This window comes from Thermodesulfovibrio sp. TK110 (genome assembly GCF_054658355.1).
Genome location: NZ_BAAHNB010000001.1, coordinates 621,948 through 646,714, shown reverse-complemented (window position 1 = coordinate 646,714; position 24,767 = coordinate 621,948). Strand labels below are relative to the sequence as shown.

The 24,767-nt window shown below is 33.4% G+C and carries 24 protein-coding genes and 1 pseudogene; 17 read left to right on the top strand and 8 right to left on the bottom strand.

Translation table 11 applies throughout. The features are described 5' to 3' along the window. Window positions 1-43: 43 nt before the first annotated feature. A complete protein-coding gene (locus tag ACYQ3X_RS03435) occupies window positions 44-907 on the top strand; it encodes a UbiA-like polyprenyltransferase (protein ID WP_460180433.1) in 864 nt (287 codons plus the stop codon). 8 nt (window positions 908-915) lie between these two features. Further along, the gene (locus tag ACYQ3X_RS03430) at window positions 916-2,235 is read left to right on the top strand and encodes an amidohydrolase family protein (RefSeq protein ID WP_460180432.1); all 1,320 of its coding nucleotides are present in this window, start codon (window positions 916-918) and stop codon (window positions 2,233-2,235) included. Here ACYQ3X_RS03430 and hepT read toward each other — a convergent pair. Genes hepT through lptE form a run of 4 tightly spaced genes read right to left on the bottom strand, consistent with a single transcriptional unit; the run spans window position 2,222 to window position 4,444 of the window. Further along, a complete protein-coding gene (gene hepT, locus ACYQ3X_RS03425) occupies window positions 2,222-2,632 on the bottom strand; it encodes a type VII toxin-antitoxin system HepT family RNase toxin (protein ID WP_460180431.1) in 411 nt (136 codons plus the stop codon). The two genes, ACYQ3X_RS03430 and hepT, sit on opposite strands and share 14 nt — an antisense overlap. Beyond that, on the bottom strand, window positions 2,629-3,012 hold the full coding sequence (gene mntA, locus ACYQ3X_RS03420) for a type VII toxin-antitoxin system MntA family adenylyltransferase antitoxin (protein ID WP_460180430.1): 384 nt from the start codon (window positions 3,010-3,012) through the stop codon (window positions 2,629-2,631). Before mntA ends, hepT begins: the two co-directional genes overlap by 4 nt. Before the next feature lie 11 nt (window positions 3,013-3,023). Further along, window positions 3,024-3,914 (bottom strand): DNA polymerase III subunit delta, encoded by an 891-nt coding sequence (gene holA / locus ACYQ3X_RS03415; RefSeq protein ID WP_460180429.1) that lies wholly within the window; start codon window positions 3,912-3,914, stop codon window positions 3,024-3,026. Then, on the bottom strand, window positions 3,911-4,444 hold the full coding sequence (gene lptE / locus ACYQ3X_RS03410; RefSeq protein WP_460180428.1) for an LPS assembly lipoprotein LptE: 534 nt from the start codon (window positions 4,442-4,444) through the stop codon (window positions 3,911-3,913). Before lptE ends, holA begins: the two co-directional genes overlap by 4 nt. A gap of 111 nt (window positions 4,445-4,555) precedes the next feature. Between lptE and ACYQ3X_RS03405 the strand changes: the two genes are divergently transcribed. The 12 genes from ACYQ3X_RS03405 to ACYQ3X_RS03350 all read left to right on the top strand — a co-directional run bounded on the left by ACYQ3X_RS03405 (window position 4,556) and on the right by ACYQ3X_RS03350 (window position 19,452). After that, the gene (locus ACYQ3X_RS03405) at window positions 4,556-5,179 is read left to right on the top strand and encodes an indolepyruvate oxidoreductase subunit beta (protein ID WP_460180427.1); all 624 of its coding nucleotides are present in this window, start codon (window positions 4,556-4,558) and stop codon (window positions 5,177-5,179) included. After that, window positions 5,130-6,425, top strand: coding sequence for a phenylacetate--CoA ligase (locus tag ACYQ3X_RS03400; protein ID WP_460180426.1), 1,296 nt, complete (start codon window positions 5,130-5,132; stop codon window positions 6,423-6,425). The genes ACYQ3X_RS03405 and ACYQ3X_RS03400 overlap by 50 nt, the downstream gene beginning before the upstream one ends. Window positions 6,426-6,434: 9 nt before the next feature. Next, window positions 6,435-6,857 carry an ACT domain-containing protein gene (locus tag ACYQ3X_RS03395; protein ID WP_460180425.1) on the top strand — a complete coding sequence of 141 codons (423 nt, stop codon included), beginning with the start codon at window positions 6,435-6,437 and terminating at the stop codon, window positions 6,855-6,857. Between the two features lie 9 nt (window positions 6,858-6,866). Then, the gene (locus tag ACYQ3X_RS03390) at window positions 6,867-8,171 is read left to right on the top strand and encodes a phenylacetate--CoA ligase (RefSeq protein ID WP_460180424.1); all 1,305 of its coding nucleotides are present in this window, start codon (window positions 6,867-6,869) and stop codon (window positions 8,169-8,171) included. A gap of 9 nt (window positions 8,172-8,180) precedes the next feature. Next, on the top strand, window positions 8,181-8,612 hold the full coding sequence (locus tag ACYQ3X_RS03385; protein WP_460180423.1) for an ACT domain-containing protein: 432 nt from the start codon (window positions 8,181-8,183) through the stop codon (window positions 8,610-8,612). 273 nt (window positions 8,613-8,885) lie between these two features. Next, complete coding sequence (gene mfd, locus ACYQ3X_RS03380) at window positions 8,886-12,005, top strand: transcription-repair coupling factor (protein WP_460180422.1); 3,120 nt, start codon at window positions 8,886-8,888, stop codon at window positions 12,003-12,005. Further along, window positions 12,002-12,727, top strand: coding sequence for a tetratricopeptide repeat protein (locus ACYQ3X_RS03375; protein ID WP_460180421.1), 726 nt, complete (start codon window positions 12,002-12,004; stop codon window positions 12,725-12,727). Before mfd ends, ACYQ3X_RS03375 begins: the two co-directional genes overlap by 4 nt. 1 nt (window position 12,728) lies before the next feature. Further along, complete coding sequence (gene murJ / locus ACYQ3X_RS03370) at window positions 12,729-14,279, top strand: murein biosynthesis integral membrane protein MurJ (RefSeq protein ID WP_460180420.1); 1,551 nt, start codon at window positions 12,729-12,731, stop codon at window positions 14,277-14,279. Between the two features lie 2 nt (window positions 14,280-14,281). Further along, entirely contained in the window at window positions 14,282-14,911 is a 630-nt protein-coding gene (locus tag ACYQ3X_RS03365) for an MBL fold metallo-hydrolase (RefSeq protein ID WP_460180419.1), read from the top strand. After that, window positions 14,898-16,538 carry a phosphate/phosphite/phosphonate ABC transporter substrate-binding protein gene (gene phnD / locus ACYQ3X_RS03360; protein ID WP_460180418.1) on the top strand — a complete coding sequence of 547 codons (1,641 nt, stop codon included), beginning with the start codon at window positions 14,898-14,900 and terminating at the stop codon, window positions 16,536-16,538. The genes ACYQ3X_RS03365 and phnD overlap by 14 nt, the downstream gene beginning before the upstream one ends. Beyond that, entirely contained in the window at window positions 16,498-18,105 is a 1,608-nt protein-coding gene (locus ACYQ3X_RS03355) for an ATP-binding protein (protein WP_460180417.1), read from the top strand. The genes phnD and ACYQ3X_RS03355 overlap by 41 nt, the downstream gene beginning before the upstream one ends. Window positions 18,106-18,108: 3 nt before the next feature. Further along, window positions 18,109-19,452 (top strand): sigma-54-dependent transcriptional regulator, encoded by a 1,344-nt coding sequence (locus ACYQ3X_RS03350; protein WP_460180416.1) that lies wholly within the window; start codon window positions 18,109-18,111, stop codon window positions 19,450-19,452. Between the two features lie 12 nt (window positions 19,453-19,464). On the opposite strand, the gene ACYQ3X_RS03345 is transcribed toward ACYQ3X_RS03350, so the two are convergent. From ACYQ3X_RS03345 to ACYQ3X_RS03330, 4 genes are all read right to left on the bottom strand, one after another. After that, window positions 19,465-20,763 carry an HlyD family type I secretion periplasmic adaptor subunit gene (locus tag ACYQ3X_RS03345; protein WP_460180415.1) on the bottom strand — a complete coding sequence of 433 codons (1,299 nt, stop codon included), beginning with the start codon at window positions 20,761-20,763 and terminating at the stop codon, window positions 19,465-19,467. A 2-nt stretch (window positions 20,764-20,765) separates the two neighbouring features. Continuing rightward, window positions 20,766-20,888, bottom strand: a complete 123-nt coding sequence (locus tag ACYQ3X_RS03340; RefSeq protein WP_460180414.1) for a hypothetical protein — start codon at window positions 20,886-20,888, stop codon at window positions 20,766-20,768. 26 nt (window positions 20,889-20,914) lie between these two features. Next, the gene (locus ACYQ3X_RS03335; protein WP_460180413.1) at window positions 20,915-22,465 is read right to left on the bottom strand and encodes a peptidase domain-containing ABC transporter; all 1,551 of its coding nucleotides are present in this window, start codon (window positions 22,463-22,465) and stop codon (window positions 20,915-20,917) included. A 152-nt stretch (window positions 22,466-22,617) separates the two neighbouring features. Further along, window positions 22,618-23,082: an IS1634 family transposase gene (locus ACYQ3X_RS03330; RefSeq protein WP_460180412.1), complete on the bottom strand. Its 465-nt coding sequence runs from the start codon at window positions 23,080-23,082 to the stop codon at window positions 22,618-22,620. Between ACYQ3X_RS03330 and ACYQ3X_RS03325 the strand changes: the two genes are divergently transcribed. The 3 genes and pseudogenes from ACYQ3X_RS03325 to ACYQ3X_RS03315 all read left to right on the top strand — a co-directional run. Then, window positions 23,071-23,613, top strand: coding sequence for a transposase (locus tag ACYQ3X_RS03325; protein ID WP_460180411.1), 543 nt, complete (start codon window positions 23,071-23,073; stop codon window positions 23,611-23,613). The genes ACYQ3X_RS03330 and ACYQ3X_RS03325 overlap by 12 nt on opposite strands. Before the next feature lie 20 nt (window positions 23,614-23,633). Next, on the top strand, window positions 23,634-24,308 hold the full coding sequence (locus ACYQ3X_RS03320) for an IS256 family transposase (protein ID WP_460180410.1): 675 nt from the start codon (window positions 23,634-23,636) through the stop codon (window positions 24,306-24,308). Window positions 24,309-24,554: 246 nt separating this feature from the next. Then, window positions 24,555-24,755: pseudogene (locus ACYQ3X_RS03315) on the top strand (S1 RNA-binding domain-containing protein); the annotation flags it as partial. Window positions 24,756-24,767 lie beyond the last annotated feature (12 nt).

Below are 24,767 nucleotides of genomic sequence, written 5' to 3'. Positions count from 1 at the left end.
AAAATGAGTTCTCATTTAAAATTAATGTTATAATATTTTTACTATGTCCATACTGAACAAAGCTGTTCTTTATCTTAAAATGATTAAAATTGAACACAGTGTTTTTGCCCTTCCCTTTGCATTTGCAGCAGCATTGCTTTCAGCAAGAGGGATTCCAGAGCTTGAAAAGATACTCTGGATTACTGTTGCAATGGTTACTGCAAGAGCCAGTGCATTTGGATTTAACAGGATAATTGATAGAAAAATAGATGCCCTTAATCCAAGAACTGCTGAGCGTGAGATTCCCGCAGGAAAAATAAAACTATGGGAAGCAGTTTTATTCACTCTGCTCTGTCTCATAATATTTGTTTATTCAGCATGGATGCTAAATCCCCTTTGTTTTAAACTTTCACCTCTGGCTATTTTCATACTTTTCATATATTCGTACACAAAGAGATTCACATGGGCATGCCATTTTGTTCTTGGATTAGCACTTGCCCTTGCACCACTTGGAGCATGGATTGCTGTGCGGGGAAGTTTTAACTGGGATATAATTCCCATGGTTTTGACAGTTGTATTCTGGCTTGCAGGCTTTGACACCCTCTATGCTCTCTGGGATGTGGATTTTGATAAAAAATACGGTATCTATTCCATTCCACGAATATTTGGGGTTAAAAAGGCAATATATCTTGCAAGGCTTTTTCATTTTATAGCATGGAGCTTTCTTGTTTTAACAGGTTTAGTCTTTAAGCTAAATATATTTTACTGGCTTGGAATGGCAGTGGTTGCCTATTTATTCATACATGAACACAGGCTTGTAAAACCCCATGATCTTTCAAAGCTTGATATTGCTTTTTTTAACATGAATGGATATATAAGCATCACAGTATTTTTATTTACAGCAATGGCTGTATTGATAAGGATTTAGGAGGAGTTATGAAACAGATTTTTATAGTGCGCACACAGTATTTGATTACAATGAATAAAAAAGATGAAATAATTGAAAATGGAGCAGTTGTTGTTGAAGAGGGAAGAATTAAGGATATTGCTGAGTTCACAGAAATATTAAAAAAATATAAAGAGCCCTCAATTCCTATATATGGCAACTCCCATTCAGTCCTTATGCCAGGATTTATAAACACCCATACACACGCTGCAATGGTTCTGTTCAGAGGCATTGCCGATGACCTGCCTCTTAAACAATGGCTTACTGAGCATATATGGCCCAGAGAGGCAAAATTTTTAAGCCCTGAATTTGTTTATGATGGAACATTGCTTGCTTCACTTGAGATGCTTAAAAGCGGAACAACAACCTTCAATGACATGTATTTCTTTACTGAATCAATTGCAGAGGCATCAAAAAAACTTGGAATAAGGGCAGTTATCGGGCAGGGAGTTCTTGATTTTCCTACTGCATCTGGAAAGGGTGCTGATGAATATCTTAAAAAAGCTGAGGAATTCATTGAAAAATATGGAAGTGACGAACTAATTACTCCTGCTATAGCACCTCATGCCATTTATACATGTAGCAGGGAAACGCTTCTTAAATCAAAGGAACTTGCATTGAAAAACAGTGTTCCCATTCATATCCATCTCAGTGAAACATTTCATGAAGTTGAGGAATGCATTAAAGAGCATGGTAAAAGACCTGTTAAATATCTTGATGAAATAGGCTTTCTTGAAGGGAAAATTACAGCTGCTCACTCAGTATGGCTTGATGATGAAGAAATTAATATTATGGCTGAAAGAGGCATTGGAGTTTCCCATTGCATTGAAAGCAATCTTAAGCTTTCAAGCGGAATTGCACCTGTGGCAAGGATGATCAAAAAAGGTGTAAAAGTAAGTATGGGAACAGATGGTGCAGCAAGCAACAACAACCTTGATCTTCTTGAAGAGATTTCAATTGCAGCAAAGGTTCAGAAAGGAATTACAGCAGACCCAACAGTGCTTGATGTTAAAACATGCATGAAGATGCTTACAGTGTGGGCAGCAGAATCATTGGGAATTGAAAATGAAACAGGAAGTATAGAAATTGGCAAAAAAGCTGACATGATTTTATTGAACTTAAGAAAGCCCCATTTACAGCCTGTTTATGATATTTATTCAACGATAATCTACTCTGCAAAGGCATCTGACATTGAGGATGTTTTTGTTAACGGCATTCCTGTGATACTCAATGGACGACATCAATTTGTTGATGAAGATGAGATAATTGATAAAGCATTGTGGTGGGCTGAAAGAATCAGAAATTCATGAAGTCTTTAATGTAATTTAAATATTTTTTTACATCTGGAAGTTTTTTAAGAACCTCATCACAAATTCTTTTCATGTCCACTTTTTCATAGTCATGGGCAAGAAAATTTCTCAAACCTCCAATTCTTGCAAAATCATAGGCAAAATCTGACGGTATTACTCCATTTTCTCCAAGAATATCTATTGCTTCAGAGTAAGTTTGAGGTGTTCTATAACTCTTATCTCTTATTATCATCTCTGCAAGAGATATACAGGAATCAGCTGTTAAATACAAATAATGCAAAAGTGCTCCCCTGTATAGAGGATCAGAAAACTTTATGTGACAATCCTTTTTTATGGCTTCAAGAATTTTTAAATACTCCTCAATTTTTTCAATTTTTATTCTGATTGAGTCTTTCATCTGCCAGCAAAAACTTTTCTCTGAGTTTTAAAATCAATGGCAGAGTGAATTATTTTATATTCAAACATTTTTCGCAATTCTGAATTTTTATCATACACAACTTTACCATTTCTCACGATCTCTTCAAGAAGAATCAAATTTTTCGCTCGATTTAAAACTAAAAGATCTATTCTGTCAGTTTTCAGCTGCTTTGTTAAAAAAACATGCATAGAAAGTTCATCATCCACTGAAGGCTCTGAACTGAAATAAACTGCTACATCAATATCACTTGAGGGGGTCTGAGTTCCCTGTGCATAAGAACCAAATAAGTAGGCAAATTCTATCTGAAGTTTGTCTTGATTTTTTAGTTCTGCAAAGGCTTTTTTTAACTTTTCTTCCATAGGGTTAAACATCAGTCTTTCATCAACTCATAAACAAGCATCTCAAGGCTTAAGCTACGAGCCTGTCTTAATGAAAGATTTGTTCTGTAAAGAAGTGAGTAAACTTTTTCATCTGCATCTGTTTTATTTGTATAATACCAGTTTAATGCTCCAAGAATCATGTCTAGTTCAATGTTTTGAAGTTTATCAAGAAGTTTGAATGCCCTTTGTCTATCCCTTTTCTTTATTGCATCAACAAGGTCAAAAGCTGTAAACTCACCAAGCTCTGTGAGAATATCTTTAATGTCAAAAAGTCCTATATTAGACTTATCACTGAGAAGTGATATTTTTTCAATCTCAGAGGAAATCAAACCAGGCTGCCCGCCTGTAATATCAATCAGGTAATAAACTGCATCTGGCTTGAGATATATTCCAAACTGCGATGCTTTGTAGGTTATCCATACTGGAAGGTCTCTTTCATGAATATCAAAATTATAAACTGCAGCATTAAATCTCTCCTTGTTAATGCCGCCTTCAGCAGATTTTTTTATAAAATTAACCTCCTCAGAGATATCCCTGTATGAAGCATTGCATAGAACAAAGAGATTAACAGATACATTGCTCTGAGCTTTAATTTTCTGAAGCCATTCCATTCTTTTTTCAGTTTTTTTAATCTTTTCAAAATTGTATACAAGTAGTATTCTTTTGGGTGCGAATAAAGAAGCAGAAGCAAAGGAGTTTGTATCAACTTCTTCTGGTGAGTCATATGTTTCAATGGAGATTAAATCAAAGTTTTTACGAATAAGTCTTCCTGCTTCAAAAAGAAAAAACTGTTCCTGAGCATAGCAAAAATAAAGGTATTTGAGAAATCCTTTTTTTATTTCCTGTTCAAATTTTTCTATTTCAAGAAAAGAATCTCTCATTCTTTGATCCTGTCTTCTGTTTCAAAAATAAGCTTTCTTACCATATCATCGCATATGTCTCTTATTAAAGAATTAATAGCAATGTCTCTATCAGCAATTACACTTGGTAAATCCCTTGTAGTTCTAAAAAAGTTTATAAAGGGAGAGGATGGCGTAAACTCTTTTATTTTCTTTCCCTTGTCATCATAAAGAATTGCTCTAACTTCCATAACAATCTGATACTCCACGGTATTAAGTCCTATTTCTGAAAGACTAACCAGACGATAATTTTTTATCTGAATGTCAAGCACTCTACTGGCAGATGATGTAAGATTAAAGCCATTGTCAATAAGTGTTTGATAGGCAATCTTTCTCATTTTATCCTGAAGTCCTGGCTCAACTGTTTGATTTTCAACATTTCTCAAATAAAGCTCATGAAAAGGTAAGTCAGCTTTTGTATAAAGCTTGTATCCACAGCTCTGTATAATGAAGCTGAAAATAAATATTAAAGTTAAAAAGGTTAAAATCTTTCGTTTTTTTATAATCTTCATGTAATTTATGATACCATAAGTTAGTTATTCTTTGCTGAATTAAAGGATTTGTTTTAAAAAATTCAGGCATACTGTTGCAAACTATTTTTATCATATGTTAGAATTTTTTCCATGTCTACAACCAACATAATTTTATCTGGAACTGGTGGGCAGGGAATTGTTCTTGCAAGTAGAATCATTGCTCATGTTGCTTTTCAAAGCGGATATGATGTTAAGGAAAGTGAAATTCATGGAATGGCACAAAGAGGCGGAAGTGTTATAAGTCATATAAGATTCGGAGATAAAGTTTTCTCTCCCCAGATTCCCGCAGGTGAGGCTCATATAATGATAGCACTTGAAGAACTTGAAGCATTGAGATATATACAGTTTCTCAAAAATGGCGGGGCTGTAATCTTAAACAGGAAAAAAATTCTTCCATCAATGGCTGAAGAAAAAGACTATCCTCAGGATGTGGAAAATCTGCTTCAGCAAAAAGGATTTATTGTAATTGCAGTAGAAGGAGAAAAAATTGCAAAACAACTTGGGAACCCCAGGGTAGAAAACTCTGTAATTCTGGGGATTCTCTCAGCAGTTCTATCTTTTAAAGAAGAAATATGGCATGATGTGATTTCAAAGGCAGTTCCACCAAAAACAGTTGAACTTAACATAAAAGCATTCAATGAAGGCAGGAGGTTAATAAAAGAAGATGCCATTCTGGAACAAAGAATTAGAAACATTGCCGAGGCAAAAACTTGAAGAATTACAGTTTGAACGACTAAAAAGAGTTATCAAAAGAGTTTATCAAAAAGTCCCTCACTATAGAAAGAAACTTCAGGATGCAGGAGTAAATCCTTCAAAACTTAAATCTCTTGACGATATCAAATATTTTCCATTCACCACAAAAGAAGACCTTTTCGTTGACTATCCTTATGGACTTCTTACTGTTTCGCCTGAAAAGATTATCAGACTCCATACATCAAGCGGAACAACTGGAAAACCTAAGGCAATATTTTTTTCAAAGAAAGATATAAACAACTCAGCAGAGCTTATTGCTCGCTGTCTTGTAATGACAGGTGCTACAAAGGGAGATATTTTACAAAACAGCATGACTTATGGACTTTTTACTGGAGCTTTTGTAATGCATTATGGAGCTGAAAAAGTGGGAATTCTTGTAATCCCTGCTGGACCTGGAAATACAGAAAGACAGATTAATTTAATGAAAGACTTTGGAACAACCATGATCCACATAACTCCAAGTTATGCTCTTTATGTTGTATCTGTGCTTTATGATAAGGGAATTGATCCGAGAAAGGACCTGAAACTCAAAAGAGCTTATCTTGGTGCAGAACCTTACTCTGAAGAGACAAGAAGAAAGATTGAAAATATGCTTGGTATAGATGTTTATAACTGTTATGGACTTACAGAGATGAATGGTCCTGGAGTTGGATTTGAATGCCCCTACAAAGATGGACTTCATATATGGGAAGATAATTTTCTTATGGAGATAATCAATCCTGAGACAGGTGAGCCTTTACCTGATGGCGAGATTGGTGAACTTGTTTTAACAACCCTTAACAGGGAAGCAATGCCTCTTATAAGATACAGAACAAGGGATTTAACAAGAATTATTTCAGAACCATGCAAATGTGGCAGAACTCATAGAAGGATTTCAAGAATTCTGGGTAGATCCGATGACATGTTCATAGTTAAAGGAGTAAATATCTTTCCTCAGCAGATTGAGCAGGTGCTTATGGGAATAAAGGGAGTTGCCCAGAATTATCAAATCGTACTTGAGTCTTATGATGAAATGGTTGTAAGGGTTGAGATTGACAGAGAGCTTTTTGACGGAAAAATTGAGAAATTAATTAAATTAAAAGAGGAAATCATAGAGAAGATCAGATCTGCTACTATGGTAAAGCCGAAAGTAGAACTTCTTGAGCCAGGAACACTACCTGTCAGTGAGGGAAAAGCAAAAAGAGTTATTGATAAAAGGACAATTTAGGAGGCTTACATGGATAAAGTTTATGTAATTTCAGTATTTGCTGAGAATAAACCTGGAAGACTTGAGAGAATTACAAAAGTTCTTGCAGAAGCAAACATAAATATTCTTGCTTTTTCCATTACAACTACCAATGGATTTGGAATAATAAAGTTTATGGTTGACAGATGTAAAGAAGCTTTTCAACTATTGAAAGAAAAAGGATTTACAGTTTCTCTTAATGAAGCAATAGGAATTGAAATGAAGGATCAACCTGGTGGACTTTATGAAGTGGTTAAAATTTTATCTTCAAAGGGTATAAATATTGAAAGTGCTGCTGTTTATGTGGCTGAAACAAGAAAAAAAGCTTACTTAATTGTTGAAGTAGAAGACACTCAAAAGACTATGGAAGCTCTTAAAGGTGAAAATCTTAATTTTTTAAAACCTATTGAATGAGGTGAGATTATGATATGGAATAAAGAGATGGAGTGTATGGCAGAGGAAAAACTCAGAGAATTACAACTTGAAAGATTAAAACAAACAGTTAAAAGAGCATATGAAAAAGTTCCTTACTACAGAAAAAAATTTGAGGAAGTTGGACTTAAGCCAGAAGATATAAAAACTCTTGATGACATTAAAAACATTCCATTTACATCCAAAGCAGACTTAAGAGAAGTTTATCCTTTTGGAATGTTTGCTACTTCATTGAGTGAAATTGTTGAAATTCATATGTCCAGTGGAACAACCGGGAAACCTGTTGTAGCAGGATATACACGCAATGATATTGAAGTATGGGCAGAAGTAATGGCAAGATGCCTTACAATGGCTGGAGCTACAAAGGATGATATTGTTCAGAATTGTTATGGATATGGCCTTTTTACTGGTGGATTTGGAGTTCACTACGGAGCTCAAAAAATTGGAGCAATGGTTGTGCCAGCAAGTGCTGGAAATACAAGAAGGCAGATTGAAATAATGAGAGATTTTGGTTCAACCATTCTTACATGTACTCCATCTTATGCTCTTTATATGGCTGAAGTAGCACAGGAGATGGGAGTTGAACCAAGAACTCTTAAGCTTAAGGCAGGATGTTTTGGTGCTGAAATGTGGACTGAGCAAATGAGAAAGGAGATTGAAAAGAGATTTAACATAAATGCGCTTAATATCTATGGACTAACTGAAATAATAGGACCAGGTGTTGCTCATGAATGCATTGAAAAAAGAGGATTGCATGTTTTTGAAGATCATTTTTATGTGGAAATAATTGATCCTGAAACCGGAGATAGTTTGCCTGATGGAAAAAGAGGAGAACTTGTTCTTACAACCCTTACACGGGAAGGGATGCCCATGTTAAGATTCAGAACAAGGGATATAACTTCAATCATCAGGGAAAAATGCGGTTGTGGAAGAACATTTGCAAAAATTGAAAGAATTCGTGGAAGAACCGATGATATGATAAAGGTAAGAGGAGTTATGATATTCCCTTATCAGATTGAAAGAGCTATTCTGGAAGTTCAGGGAATTGAACCCCATTATCAGATTGTTGTTACAAGACCTCAACATCTTGACGAGATAGAGGTAATGGTAGAAATCTCAAAGGAAACATTTTCTGATGAAGTAAAACACATTGAAAACCTCAGAAAAAAGCTTGAAAAAAGAATTGAAGAAACAATAGGAATAAGAGTAAAAGTTACATTGGTAGAGCCAAAGACTCTGCCAAGAAGTGAAGGAAAAGCAAAAAGAGTTATTGATAAAAGGACATTAATAGATTAGGAGGGAAAAATGAAAATAAAGCAGATCTCGGTTTTTCTGGAAAATAAAAGAGGAAGACTTTACGAGGCTTTGAAAGCCCTGGCAGAGCAAGAAATAAACATCAGAGCTCTTTCAATTGCCGATACTTCTGAGTTTGGTATTTTAAGAATAATTGTTACAGATCCTGAAAAAGCTAAAGAAGTTCTTGAAAAAAATGAATTTACAGTAAAACTTACCAATGTAATAGCCATAGCAGTCAAGGACAAACCAGGGGGATTGGCAGAAGCTCTGAAACATCTTTACGATACGAACATAAATATTGAGTATATCTATGCTTTTGTGGAAAAATCAGGGGAAAAGGCTGTTGTAGTTTTGAGAACTGAAAATCTTGACAAAACAATATCAATTCTTCAGGAAAAAGGAATAACTCTTTTAAGTTGGGACCATGTTTTAGCTCTCTAATAACCTTGGAGACATTGCTAAAGTAGTTAAATGTTTAAGGTATTTGTGAGTAATTTCAAACTTCAGGGGTAAACTTGACAATAAAAAATTTTTTGAGGTAAAATTTAAACATCCAACAGAAGTTGGATTTACAAATTTAAAGCCATGAAGGTAAAGGGATGAACCCTTTGAACTTCATGGCTTTTCTTTTTTAGGCTCCCATACATGCCCGCACCCCTTAGCTGCCCCCTAAGGGGTGTCCCCCTCCTTAAAAATCGTATGATAAAATAATTAATGAACTATACTGAATCCATTCATACAGCTTTAACAAAAGAAATAGAAAAACTATCTTCATTAATTCACACAAAAAAAGAAATTTACAATCTTTCTATAACCTCCCTTGCGCTTTTTCTTTGTTTTTATGAAAACTACATAGTTTTTGAAGAAAATGAAGAGCAGGCTTATAAACTTTATTACACTATAAAGAGTTTTTCTGAATTTTTTAATAATCATAGTGAAGTTGTTTTATTGCCATCTGAGGGAAATGAAAGATTGATGGCAATATTTAAAATTCTACAGGAAAAAAATAAAAAAATAGTCACCACAGTTGAATCTGGAAAAATTCCTTCTTATATGGAAACCATTAACCTGAAAAAAGGATTCAGCATTGAAAGAGAAATATTAAGACAAAATCTTATTGTCTCAGGATATAATCAGGTTGAATTAGTCACACAGGAAGGAGAATTCTCACAACATGGATGGGTGTTTGATATATGGGGAATCGGAGAAGAATATCCAGTTAGAGTTGAATTTTTTGGTGATGAAATAGAGGAAATAAAAATTTTTAATCCTGATACTCAGCTCACATTTAAAGATAAAAATGAAATATGGATAATACCAGCAAAAGAAAACAATGTTACAACGGAATTAGTTGATTTATTTGAATTTGATACAATCTTTACAGTATCCAACAAAGTTGAAGATTTAAAAATAAAGGCTGAGGAGAAAATAATTAAAATCTCGCATTTGCCTTTTAAATTTTCTTCGCAAGCAATTGACGGAGAAGACAAAACATTTTATGGATTGGGCATTTTACCAAATGAAAGAAAAACTCTTTTTGATTTTGCAGAAAACCTAAAAAAACTCGGACTTCCCATAATTTTCTCTTTAAGCTCTCGCGGAAAAGCTGAAACTGTTAAAGAAATTCTCTTTAATCATGGTATTATTGCACCATTGATTAACAAAGCTGAGGTTGGAAATTACTCTGGTAAATTTGCCATTACCATATCTGAACTTCAAGAAGGATTTTATAGAGAAAACTTGATGATTATCACAGATTTTGAACTGTTTGCAGAGAAACCAATAAAAAAGAAAAAGCTTAGTTTACAGAAAATTCCTGTTGATGGACTGGAAATAAATGAAGGTGACTACGTGGTTCATAAGGATCATGGAATAGGAATATTTCGTGGTATAAAAAGGCAAAAATATGAAGGAACTGAAGAAGATGTGCTTGTAATTGAATACAAGGATGGAGACATTCTTTATGTGCCTACATGGAACATAGGAAAAATTTATAGATATTCTGCCCAAGAAGGGTTTACTCCTCCTCTTGATAAACTTGGAAGTAATCGCTGGCAAAAAGCAAAGGAAATAGAGAGAAGAAAAATACAGGATATTGCTGATAAACTTTTAAAACTTTATGCTCAAAGAAAAACTCCACGAGGCTTTATCTACTCTGAGGATACAGAAATTCATAAAAATTTTGATGAATTTTTCCCTTATGAAGAAACCGAAGACCAGCAAGCTGCCATAGATGCAATTTTAAGAAAAATGAGAGAGCCTTTGCCAATGGAAGTTCTTCTGTGTGGAGATGCAGGATATGGAAAAACAGAAGTAGCAATGCGTGCAGCTTTCAGAGCAGTTTATGATGGCAAACAGGTGGCAGTACTTGTGCCAACAACTCTTCTATGCGAGCAGCACTATAGAACTTTTAAAAAAAGATTTGAAGCTTTTCCAGTAAGAATAGAAAACTTAAGCAGATTTCGCTCAAAAAAAGAAATTAAAAAAACTATTGAGGATGTAAAATCTGGAAAGGTTGATATTTTAATTGGAACTCATATGCTCATTTTGAAAGAAGTGGAGTTTTTTGATCTCGGGCTTTTAATAATTGACGAAGAGCAAAAGTTCGGTGTGATTCATAAAGAGAAAATAAAGGAAAGATATACAAAAGTTGACCTTCTTACAATAACAGCAACTCCCATACCACGAACTCTTCAGATAGGACTGAGTGGACTATGGGATATATTTGTAATACAAACTCCTCCAAAGGAGAGACTTGCAGTTAGAACATTTGTTATCAATGAAAATGATTCAATAATTAAAGAAGCAATTGAAAAAGAAATTCAGAGAGGGGGTCAGATTTATTTTCTTCATAATAGAATTCATGATATTGAACTGGTCAAATCAAAGCTTCAAAAACTTGTTCCTTTTGCGAAAATAGCAGTTGCTCATGGAAGAATGAAAGAAAAAATGCTTGATAAAGTCATGATTGATTTTCTTGATGGGAAAATAGATATTTTACTCTGTACTTCCATTATAGCCTCAGGTGTTGATATTCCAAATGTAAACACAATCATAATTGACCAGGCTCACACCTTTGGATTAAGTGATCTTTATCAAATAAGAGGAAGAGTTGGTAGAGCATCCATACAAGCCAGTGCTTATTTGATAGTTCCTTCAGACAGTCTCAGTGAAAATGCCAAAAAAAGAATAAAAGCTATTCAGGAAATGAGTTATCTTGGAGCAGGCTTTCACATTGCACTTAAAGACCTTGAAATAAGAGGTGCTGGAGAGCTTCTTGGCGTTGAGCAGTCAGGTATAAATAGATTGGGATTTGATCTCTATATAGAAATGCTCAATGAAGCTGTGAAAGAATTAAAAGGTGAAGCCTTACCAAGCTTAAAGCTGCCTGAAATTAGATTTTCTTTACCTGCCTTTATTCCAGAGGAATATATAAAAGAAACTTCTATGAGAATAAGAATTTATAGAAAACTGAGCCAGCTCTTAGAAGAAGATGAAATACATAAACTCAAAAATGAACTTTATGACAGATTTGGAACACTAACTCAAGAAGTAGAAAATCTCTTTAAAATAGCACAAATAAGAATTCTTGCATCAAAAATTAAAATTTCTCAGATTAAACAAACTAAGGACAAATTTAGATTTACAATGGAAGAAAATCTTGAAACAGATTTTGTAAAAAGACTTATAGATATGTTAACAGGATTTAAAAATAAGGGTATAGTAAAAAATTTAAAATTTTTTCAGGATGGTTTTGAAGTATACATGAATGGACTGGATAAAATAATTTTCTTTCTTAAACGATTAATTGGAAAGCTTGATGAGAAAAAATGATATACTATAAAACTATGAAGATAATTTTAAGCTTACTGATTTTTCTTCTTGTTATTGCCTGCACACCAGAAGAAAGAATAAGGCAAACAAATGAGTCAGATTTTCATACTGAAATTGGATATGCCTACTATATTGAAAAAAATTATCAACTTGCCTATGTGGAATTTCATAAGGCTTTGCAAATTGATCCAGATAATAAAAACGCCCTTCATGGATTAGCTCTTGTTAATATGGAGTTTCAGGAATATGAAACAGCAAGGGATTTATTTTTAAAAGTTCTCTCAATGGCTCCAGATTATGCTGATGCTTGGTTTAATCTGGGAATTTGTTATCAAAGGTTAAACATGCATAAACAGGCAATAGAAGCTTTTCAGAAAGCATTAGACAATCCTTTATTTATAACTCAGGATAAAGCCTTTTTTGGACAGGGACTATCCTATTACAGAACTGGACAGTATAAAGAAGCCTGGGATGCTTTTGATAAAGCAATAAAAAGAAATGTTCTCCTTATTCCAGCACATCTTTACATGGCGCTCACATATCAAAAACTTAATCAGTATTCAGAGGCAATTAAAATTTTAAAAAATGCTATTAGACTTGATCCATCTTTTAAAGGCGATGTAGATAAGTTTGCCAAAACTCTTTTAGAAGAATTAAAAACAGGACCATCAAATATGTCAAAGGAAGATATTCTTGACCTTCTTGAAATATTAAAATACTAAGATGGCAAAAGGTAAAATAGTTAAAGCAGCAGGAGCTATTTCCTTAGCAACCTCCTTTAGCAGGATTCTTGGATACATAAAAGATATGATTCTTGCCAAATATTTTGGAGCAACAGGACTGAGCGATGTTTTCTTTGTAGCCTTTAGAATCCCCAATTTGCTTAGAGAGCTATTTGCTGAAGGTTCCATGTCTTCTGCAGTAATTCCTGTGTTAAAAGAAGCTCAAGTAAAAAATGGCGAAGAAGAAACAAAAAAAATTGTAAAAAGTCTTTTTACTTTTATAGTCCTTGTTGTAGGTATAATAGTCCTTGCAGGAGTTGCATTCAGCCCATGGATTGTAAAATTAATTGCTCCTGGATTTACCTCTAATCCAGAAAAATTCAATTTAACTGTTTTACTTACAAGAATAATGTTTCCATTTTTGCTTTTCATAAGTCTTGCTGCTCTTACAATGGGAACACTTAATACAAATAATGTTTTTTTTATTCCAGCACTTGCTCCATGTTTTTTAAATATTGTAATTATCATAGTTGTAGTAGGCTTTAGTTCATTTTTCTTTAATCCCATAATCTCTGTTGCAGTAGGGGTTACTCTTGGAGGCATCATCCAGTGGCTCATTCAGATTCCTTCATTTTATAAAAATGGTTTTAGATTTGGTATAGCTCCCTATCATTCTGCTTTAAAAAAAATCGTCATTCTTGTAATTCCTACAACCTTATCAATGACAGTAAATCAAATAAATATCTTCGTAAGCACCATAATAGCAAGCTTTCTTCCAGAAGGAAGTGTTACATATCTTTATTACTCCATGAGGCTTATACAGCTACCTATTGGAATTTTTGGAGTTGCTGTGGGCATGGCAGTTTTACCAACCCTTTCAGGACATATTGCAGAAGGCAGAAAAGATCTACTTACGAAGGATTTTATTTTTGCTTTAAAATTTCTCTTTTTTCTATCAATACCATCAACAATTGGACTTATTATGCTTAAAGAACCTATTGTAAATACATTATTTCAAAGGGGTGCTTTTGATTTAAATGCTTCAATTAATACTGCCAGTGCCTTATTTTTTTACAGTCTTGGAATTCTTGGGACAGTTGGTTCAAGAACAATAACAGCCACATTTTATTCTTTTCAGGATACAAAGACTCCTGTAGTATGTGCGATAACAGGTATGCTAACAAATATTTGCATTTCTCTTATATTGATGAAATCCATGAAACATAATGGATTAGCTCTTGCTTACTCTATGGCTGCAATTGTGCAATTTTTAATGCTTGCAAGCTTCATAAAAAGAAAAATACCAGAGATTGCCTTTTCAGCTATTGTTCCATCTTTTATAAAAAGTACAATAGCTTCTTTCCTAAGCATAGGAATTGCTAAATTAATTTGTGATATTAATCCACAGCTTTGGCTTTATAGTGGAGAGATGCTTTTAAAATTTCTCTGGCTTGGATCTGCAATTGTTGTAGCCATAATTCTATATTTTGTCTTTTGCTATTTGATGAAACATGAAGAACTGGGTTATATTTTAAAAAAGCTAAGGAGGTAACTATGAAAATAAAAAAATTTGAGGTTGGTCCTCTTTTCGTAAATTGTTATATTTTATACGATGAAGATACAAAGGAGGCAACTATTATAGACCCGGGCGATGAGCCAGATTTAATTCTTGATTTTATTAAAGAAGAGGGATTAACTGTAAAATACATTCTCTGTACTCATGGACATTTTGATCACATTGGTGCAGTCAAGGAAATCAAAGATGACACAGGCGCAAAAATATTGCTCCATGAAAAAGATATTGAAATTTACAGGAATTCTCCTCAGATAGCTGAGCAATTTTTTGGCATAGAAATAGAGCCTCAACCTGAACCTGATGAACTGATTCAGGAGAGAAAAACTATAAAAATAGGCAAAAGCCAATTAAAGTTTATTCATACTCCTGGACATTCTCCTGGAAGTATATCCATATACACTGAAGGATATGTTTTTACAGGAGATACTCTTTTTGCAGGCTCAGTTGGAAGAACAGACCTTGGTGGAGGAAGCATAGAGGAGTTGTTAAATTCTCTGAAAAAATTAGCTTCTTTACCTGAAGAAACTGTTGTAATGCCAGGTCATGGACCGAAAACAAAAATTGGTTTAGAGATAAAAACAAATCCCTATTATCATGAAAATTTCTAAAATATTAATTTTATTACTTATTCTATCCATTTCTTGTAGTAATGCAAACAAAGAAAAAGTAAAAACTGATGAGGAAAAACTTCAAGGACAACCAATCACCATTGGAATTCTTTCTGAAGAGTCTCCTCGGGCAATATATGAGAAATTTTATCCTCTTAAAAAATTTATAGAAACCATACTGAAAAAGCCTGTATCAATTGATATTGCAAGAGATTATGTAGACCTTGAAAATAAAACAAAACAAAATAAAGTTAATCTTCTCATTGTTGACCCTACTATCTATTGTGAACTTAAATGGTACTTGAAAAATAAAATCTATCCCCTTGCAAAACCTGAGGGAGGAACTGCTGAAACAAGAAGCGTTTTTGTAGCAAAAGAAGGGAAAAATATAGATAAAATTTTTGATTCTCTTGGTAAAAAACTTGCTCTTGGAGATGAAAAATCCTCCTTCAGCTACTTAATACCTCTTTCAATGTTAAAAGATGTTGATATTTCACTCAAGGATTTTAAATCAGTGGATATATTACAAAAAGAACAAAGAATTGCGCTTTCAATTCTTATTGGAGATTATGATATTGGAGCAATGAGTGAACTGACTGCTAACAAGTATTTACATGCTGGGCTTAAAATTATAAGATACTCTGAATCAACTCCAAGATTTTTAATTGCCTATGTTAACAACTTTCCACTGGAAGAGCTGAAAAAAATTAGAAACTCAATTCTTATCCAATCAAATAAAGAAATGCTCAATTCCCTGGGTATTGAAAAATTCTCTCATGCTGAAGACAGAGACTTTGATTATATAAGAGTATTGATAAAAAATATAAAAGGTAAAAATTACATTGAATATGCTCCTAAAACAATAAAAGTGGCAATTCTGCCTCTTTATAGTCCTCTAACAATTTATAAAAGATATGAGCCTTTAATGAGATACCTATCTGAAAAAACAGGTTATGAATTTAAGCTCGTGATTCCTAAAAATTTTGAAGAATTTATTCAAATTGTCAGTGAAGGAAAAGTGGATTTTTCTTATCAAAATCCTTATGTTTTTTCTATTTTATCAAAAAAATATCCAGTTAAAGCACTGGCTATCACAATTGGAGAAGACTGCAATCAAGATGAAGGTATTTGTGGAGATGAACGATTTAGGGGGATAATTATTACAAGAAAAGACAGCAATATAAATAAAATAGAAAGCCTCAAGGGTAAAAGAATAATGATCGTTTCTCCAACTTCCGCAGGAGGATTTTTATCACAAAAGCTGTATCTTGAAAAAAAGGGATTTAATTTAACTAAAGATTTTAAATTAATTGATGCTAAAAGACAGGAAAAAGTCATCATAGGAGTTTATAAAGGTGAAGCAGATGCAGGATTTATAAGAGAGTCAGCATTAAGTGTATGGGCTGGGGAAGTAGATATTTCAAAAATAAAAATTTTGGATTATGGAGAGTATCTTCCAAACTGGCCATTTGCAGTGGTAAAAAACAAAAATTCCGAATTAATAGCAAAAGTTAAAAAATATCTTCTGAGTTTAGATCCTACAATATTAAAAAAAGCCAGAATTAAGGGTTTTAAAGAGGTTACTGATGCAGATATTACAACACTTAAAAAACTTGTTAACAAATAAAGTTTTAAATAAATTTCAAAGACTGAGCATTGTGAGAAAAATCTTCCTATCATTTTTGATTCTTTTTATAATACTCATACTTGGTGTTAATCTTCTCATTCTTAATTATCAAAAGAATTCTCTAAAAAATCAAATTAATGAAAACATTACACTAATGCTGGAAAATCTATCCAAGGATGCTATAGACCATATTGTCTTTTTTGATCCTCTGGCAATTGATGAAAAAATTACACTTATTATAAGTAATCCAGGCATTGATTACATAATGATTACTGAGAAAAATGGTAGAATTATCGGTCATAGCGATAAAAGGAAACTCGGAAATTTTATAAAAATTGATGAAGAAGCCTTTAAAAAATGGCAGTATATTGATAGTGAGGGAATAAGACATTTAAATATCCCAATTATGGCTGGAGATACATTTATTGGAGTTTTAAGAGCAGGGGTTTCAGAAAATAAAATAAATCAACATGTAAGTAATGCTATAAAAAATTTGAAAAACTATATTTTTATTCTCAGCTTTTTAGCCCTTGGAGTAACCATTCTTATGTCTTTTATGCTATCAAAAACTCTTATAAAACCCCTTCAAAGGCTTAAAGAAAAAATGGCTAATATTCAGGCAGACAAGCTTGAACTCTGTCAAAATCCTTATATTGTTCTTTGCAAAGATATATTTTCATGTACAAAAACGGATTGTCCATCATATGGAAAAGAAAGATGTTGGCTAATTAAAGAGGCAAAAGAATACTGTAAACGCTGCCATAATATTGATTGTCAGGACTGTTATGTTTATAAAGTGTCATGCGGTGATGAAATTGGATATCTGATTGAAACATTTAATGAAATGATAATAAAACTTAAAAACTCTCTTGAAGAGCTTGACAAAACTACAAAAGAGAAATTAAAACTTGAAAAATCATCTGCAATCGCAGAAATGGCAATGACGGTTGCTCATGAAATTAAAAATCCTTTAAATGCTATAAAAGCATCTACAGCGTATATAAAATCTAACTTTGAAGGCGAAGTATTAAAAGAGTTTCTATCTATCATTGATAAAGAGACAGAAAGACTCAATGAATTAATAACAGATTTCCTTTCCTATGCAAGACCTGTTCCTTTAAAATATGAGAAATCTGATCTAAACAAAGCAGTGGCAGATGTTATAAAACTTATTGAAACAGAAGTTAAAGAAGAAGGTAAAATATTAGACATAGAATTTGACAATTCTATACCTGAATTTTACTTTGACAATCACCAGTTAAAACAGGCAGTACTTAATATTCTGGTTAATGCTATGGATGCAACAAAAAATGGAGACAGGATTACAGTGAAAACATTAAAAAAAGACAGCAAAGTATTAATAACAATAGCGGACACTGGTATTGGAATCCCTGAAGAGCTGATGAATAAAATATTTGAACCTTTTTTTACTACAAAAACAACAGGTTCAGGACTCGGGCTTGCTTGCGTTGAAAGAATTATAAAAAACCATGATGGCAGCATAACTGTTAAAAGTAAAAAAGATGCTGGAACAGAATTTATAATAGAGTTACCCTTAAAATTTTAAAGAATGGCAAAGATACTTTATATAGACGATGAAATAAGTGCCTTAAAAGCAATATCAGCTATTTTAAAAAAAGCAGATTTTAACGTAATTACAGCAACTACAGCTGAAGAAGGAATTTCTATACTTAAAGAAATTCAAGTTGACTGCCTTTTGCTTGATTATCGTCTTCCTAAGATGGACGGAATAGAATTACTTAAATGGCTTAAACTAAATGAGATCAATATACCAACAGTAATGCTTACTGCTTACGGGACCATAGAAAAGGCAGTAGAAGCCATGAAATTGGGTGCCTATCATTATTTAATTAAACCAGTTGATACAGAACTTTTAATAAACATCGTTAAGGAAGCAATTAAAAACTCATCCACATATTTTAAAGAAACAGAAAAATCAGTTAGTCCTTTCCCTGAAATTATAGGAAAAAGCAGAGCAATGCAGGAAGTTTTTTATATAATGCAAATGGTATCTGAAAGTAATGCAAATGTATTGATTACAGGTGAGTCCGGTACAGGTAAAGAACTTGTAGCAAGAGCAATTCATAAAAAATCACTAAGAAATACAAAACCTTTTATTATCATAGACTGTACAACAATACCGGAGGCTCTTCTTGAAAGTGAGCTTTTTGGACATGAAAAAGGAGCTTTCACAGGTGCTATAGAAAGAAAAATCGGGCTACTTGAGATTGCTAATGAAGGCACAGTGTTTCTTGATGAAATCGGAGAACTACCCATGTCTTTACAGAAAAAGCTTTTAAGATTTTTACAGGAAAAAGAAATTCAAAGAATTGGCAGTACTAAAAGAATAAAGGTTGATGTAAGAGTAATATCTGCTACGAATCGGGAACTTGAAAAACTGGTAAAAGAAGGCACATTTAGAGAAGACCTTTACTGGAGGCTCAATGTGGTAAGAATTAACCTTCCTCCATTAAGAGAACGAAAGGAAGACATACCTCTGCTTGTTAATTATTTTTTATGCAAATATTCAAAAGAAAACAATAAGCCCATACCACAGATTGACCCTGAAGTTATGAATGCACTGATAACCTATGACTGGCATGGAAATGTTAGAGAACTTGCAAATGTCATTGAAAGAGCTGTTGTACTTTCCCCATCAGGAATAATTTCAATGAAATATTTACCAAGAAGAATTCAGGAAAAATCAGGATGGACATTTTCAAAAGAAAACAGCTTAAATCTCTTAGAATTTGAAAAGTCATTAATTCTTAAGGCACTAAACTCAACTGGATGGAATCAAACAAAAGCTGCCCAGATCTTAGGAATTTCAAGAAAACAGCTTCGCACTAAAATGAAAAATCATGGACTTTTATCCGACTCTGAAGAAGACTAAATTTTATAAAAACTACCTCACCCTTATTCCTTCATCAATATGCTTTATAAAAGGTGACAAAATCAACTCAACCAATCTTCTTTTACCAATATTTATCTCAGCCACGACAGTCATGCCAGCTTTTACTTTGTAAATTTTTCCTTCCTTTGTTTTCAATTCTGTAGAATAAAGTCTTACATAAACTGGATACCCATCAATGCCGATTTCTCTATCCTCTATGCTGAAAGGACTCACAACCTCAACTTCACCTAAAACCGTGCCATACTTCTGGAAATCGTAGGTGTCAACTTTTATAACAGTTTTTTGTTTCTCTCTTACAAATCCGATGTCTTTGTTTAAAACTATTGCTCTAACAACAAGAGGTGTATTTTCGGGAACTATACTTACCAGAGGCTGTGCAGGTGTTACCACTCCTCCTTGAGTTTTTACAGGTATAAGATGAACATAGCCATTCACAGGCGATCTTATAAATCTCTTGCTTTCTTTAAATTTTGCTGTAGTTATCTCTGAAGTCAAAAGATTTTCCTGTTGAAGTGAATTTCCTGCTTCAGTAAGAAGTTTTTCTGAAAAAACACTCTTTATTGCATCCATCTCATGCTTTACTCTTTCAGCCCTTAAAATATTTTCTTCTATCTGACTTTTCTTAAGGTCTTTTTCTCTTTCCAGATTAAGTTTTTCTTTAACTTTCTCTCTGTATTTTGTTTCAGCAACTGCTCCAGCCTCTGCAAGAACTTTCAGCCTTCTTTCTTCTTCTGAAACAATACTAATCAGGCTGTTAAGTTTCCTTGTCTCTTCCTTTAAAGAATTGATTACTGCCTGAATCTCTTTGAGTTCTTTTTCCTTCTGATTTAAATTTGCTTCATAAGCCTGCTTCTGTGCTCTGTAAAGTCTTGTCTGCAGAATAGCCTCCTGTGTTTTATCAGGCAAAGAAAATTCTTTTCCTGAAATCAGAGCCTCTATTCTTTTTTTTGTTAAATTATGAAAAACAAGGTTCTTTTCCTTACCTTGTATATCTGCCACCTCTACAGTAGGGTCTATTTCAACAAGAACTTGTCCTTCTTTTACATAATCACCCTCTTTTACAAAAATCCTGTGAATCACACCTGTTTCAAGGGGCTGAAGTATTTTTACATCTCCATCAGGAATTACCTTTCCTCTTGCAGAAACCACAACATCAATTTTAACCAAACAAATTCCTGCTATGACAAAAATTAATAAAATTAAAATTGTCCACAAAACCCATGTTCCAAGAGGATTAGGAGGTTTGTCCTGAATTTCAGCTAAAATGGGTTTAAATTCATGTTCATCCATCTTTACATCTCCTGCTGTCTATAAAGATATGCATAAAGCCTGTTTCTTTTTAGAAGCACATCATGGGTTCCTACTTCCACTAATCTTCCCTTATCTATAACTAAAATAAAATCACACTCTTTCATAAAAGCCAATCTATGAGAAATAAAAATTATCGTTCTTGTATAAATTCATGCGCACCTGCAAGTATAGCTGCTCTTACTATTTCATCCATTGAAGCATCTGACTTTGCTATAGCAATGTTTTCTTTAACTGTTCCACTAAAAAGAAAGCTTTCCTGAAGAACAACTCCGATTTTACTTCTTAAAAATAAAGGTGAGAGCTGTTTTATATCAACTCCATCTATAAAAATACTGCCTTCTGTAGGTAAATAAAGCCTTTGAATAAGCTTTGCAATTGTGCTTTTTCCTGAACCGCTTCTTCCAACTATTCCAATCAACTGTCCGGGAGAAATCTTAAAGCTAACACCCCTGAGAACGTCAGGAGCATCATTGTAATATCTGAAACTGACATCTTTGAAAACAATTTCTCCTTTTAACTCTGAAATCTTTAAAGTCTCGAACTCTACTTCAGAGGGTGTATTTATAATATCTCCAAGTCTTTCAAGGGAGAGTTTTGCCTGCTGAAAATCTTGCCACATATGGACAAGTCTTAAAACTGGAACAGTAAGCTGTGATGCAAACATCTGAAAGGCTATGAGCTGTCCAATTGTCATCTTATTTTCAAATACCTGAGTTACTCCAAAATATATAACTGCCAGAATCATGAGTTTCTGAAGAGTCTGGGATGGAGTGAAAACCTTATTTGCAAGATTTGATAACTTAAAGGCTGAAAAAATATACTCTCCAAGATGATTCTCCCAGTTTTTGATCATTCTACCCTCAACAGCTGCTGATTTTACAGTGTGAATACCTGTGATTGATTCAACCAAAAAAGCGTGCATCTGTGCGCCTTTCTGAAACTTTTCATCAAGATGTTGTCTTATAATAGGAGTGCTTAGAAAAGATATCAAAGCAAGAATTCCAATAAATATGAGGACTACCAGTGTGAGAATAACGCTGTAAATAAGCATTATCAAGATAAAAATCACAGAGAAAACTGTATCAAGAAGCACAGTGAGGGATATATTTGTCATAAACTGTCTAAGGTTTTCAAGCTCTCTTATTCTTGCAATAATGTTTCCGACTTTTCTTGTCTCAAAGTATCTGAAAGGAAGTGAGAGCAAGTGTCTGTAAACTTTTGCTCCAAGCCCAGCATCTATTTTGTTTGCTGTATGATAAATTAGATAGTTTCTCATATAATTTAAAATTCCGTCAAAAAGAATTACTATTAGAAATGCAGCTCCTACCACATGAAGGGTTGACATGGCAAAATGTGGAAGAACCTTATCAACTATAATCTGAATAAACAATGGTATTACAAGAGCAAAAACTTGAATGAAACCAGAGGAAAGTATGACCTGTGAAAATATGGATTTGTATTTGAAAAATTCACTGAAAAGCCATTTAAAATTCAGATAAAATGTTGTTGCTTTTAATTTTGGATAAAGGACAATTACTTCATTTTTCCATAAATTATCAAACTCTTTAGATGTTATTTCATATATTCTTTTATTTTGACAATCAAAATAAAGAACCCTATCATTTTTCAATCCAAAAACAATGGAGAAACTACCATTTTTCAGAGTAATTATTGCGGGCAATGGATATTTTCTAAGGTAATTTAGATTTTTTAATTTTTCCTGACTTTATCAGTTGATTTTTAAAAGTTATTGAAAATAAAAGACTTTTACAGTGTCAGAGAAAAATTTTATCACTTAGGCTGCATTAAAACCATTGTATATCAATGGTTTGCTTATGATGTCACTTCGTCCTCGGAGATTATGTTGGCTGGAGCTTTCATTCCTACTGCTTTAAGTATCTTTTTAGCCTCATTGGTAAGTTTTGTTTTTATGTATACTTTTCTTTCATCCACTTCAAGCTCTACATAGTTCATTGTGTTTATTGCCTGCCTTATTCTGTCTGATGAAATACTCAGTCCCTTTCGCTTTAATTCTATCTCAAGGGCTCTTTCAAGTAAAAAGGCTATGAAACACATCACAAAATGCCCCTTTATCCTTCGCTCTGTCCAGTGAAATATTGGTCTTACTTCAAGGGTGCTTTTCATGCACCTGAATGATTCCTCTATCTTCCATAGTTCATGATAGTAGTTTAGTATCTCAGTTGCTGTGAGGGAAGTTAAAATAATTTTGTGTCTATGGATAAAATATATGAATTTGAAAACTAAATAAAGAGGAGGAAAGAGGATATGGAAAATCAAAAGGAGATGTATGAGGCAGTAAAAGAGGAGCTATTCAGGGAAGCAGCCATGAAAGTACTCGGAGATGATGTTTTAACAGGTAAACATCTGGGACTAAAGAAGCTTTTTGAAGAAACATTAAACCAGATAATGAAATCTGAAAGAGAGATATATCTAAAAAATAGCACTGGCAATAAGGGCAATGGCTATTATCATCGTCAGTTCTCTGAAGGCTCATTCTGCCTTGACCTTACTGTTCCAAGAGACAGACATGGTGAGTTTCGGCCTTACATTTTACCTCAGCCATACCAGAGAGTAGGTGCATCTTATACAGATGTCCTTTATTCTTTAATAATAAACGGATACAGTCCCGCTCAGCTTCACAGGACACTCAGTGAGTTAGGACTTCCTTATACTCAGGATGAGATGAAAAAGATAATTGAAGACCTGAGGGAAAGACTTGAGGATTTTAAGACAAGGCAATTACCCTCTGAAGTATTTGCCCTTTTCATAGATGGCTATCACACGGATATAAAGCAATCAAAAAAGTAAGACAAGCCTGTGTATATACAGTGCTGGGCATAGACCTGACGGGAAAGAAGGACATCTATGGATTTTATGAATTTTTTGGTTCAGAGAGCAAGGAAGGCTGGCTGCAGGTGTTGAACGATCTACTTGACAGGGGACTACAGAAGGTAGTTGTGGTAGTAAGCGATGATTTCCCAGGGCTAAGTGAGGCTCTTGAGGCACTTTATCCACTTACAGAGCATCAACTCTGTTTTGTACATTTAAAAAGAAACATCAGAAAAAACATGGGGAAACTGGCTTCTCAGGAATTTCTTAAAATGCTTAATCAAATAAAACAGCTAAGCTCAGGATTTGAGGATGCATTAGAGAGGTTTAAATCTCTCTGTGATAGATACGAGAAAAACTATTCTTATTTTATGAAGGAACTAAAGAAAAAGGCAGAGAAGTATTTTAATTTTCTCAAATATCCCGAAGAGATAAGAAAATATATATACACAACTAATGCAGCAGAGAACTTTAACAGAAGAATAGAGGAAATAAGACTGAGGCTTGGAGGATATTTTCAATCAATTGAAATACTTGAGACAAATCTGTTTTTGCAGAGGGAAAGGTTGTTACAAGGCAGATTGAAAAATCCTGTACCTATACTGAAAGCTAATACCTATGAACTTAGACAAATTTTTAATAGAAAATTCTATGCCCAAACACAAAATTCTTGACAAGTGCCCTCCCTGTAGGAACGAACTATCTGGACATATTTACGATTTTTTGACCCTGTTATTTTGAGAAACATGACAATATAATACCACTTTTAAATGAATTTGTCAATATATAATTAGATAAATTTATAAAAAAGTTGCCACTACATTTATGGAAAGTTAAAAATCAGTTTGTTGATTTTTCAATGGTTTACAACACAAAAATGATAAAAATTAGCTCCAAACTGATAAAGTCAGGAAGGTTTAAGAGTAAGGCTTGAGGAATATTATATTGAAGGGTTTTTACCTATCTCTTATATGACTGATGATTTTTATCAATTTGATGATAAAAGATACTGTTTAACAGGATTAAAAAGAAAAAGAAAATTTACAATCGGAACTCAGCTGCAGGTAAAAGTCTCAAAAGTTAGTATTGAGGAAAGAGAAATAATTTTTGAGCTCTTGTAAATAAAACTTTTA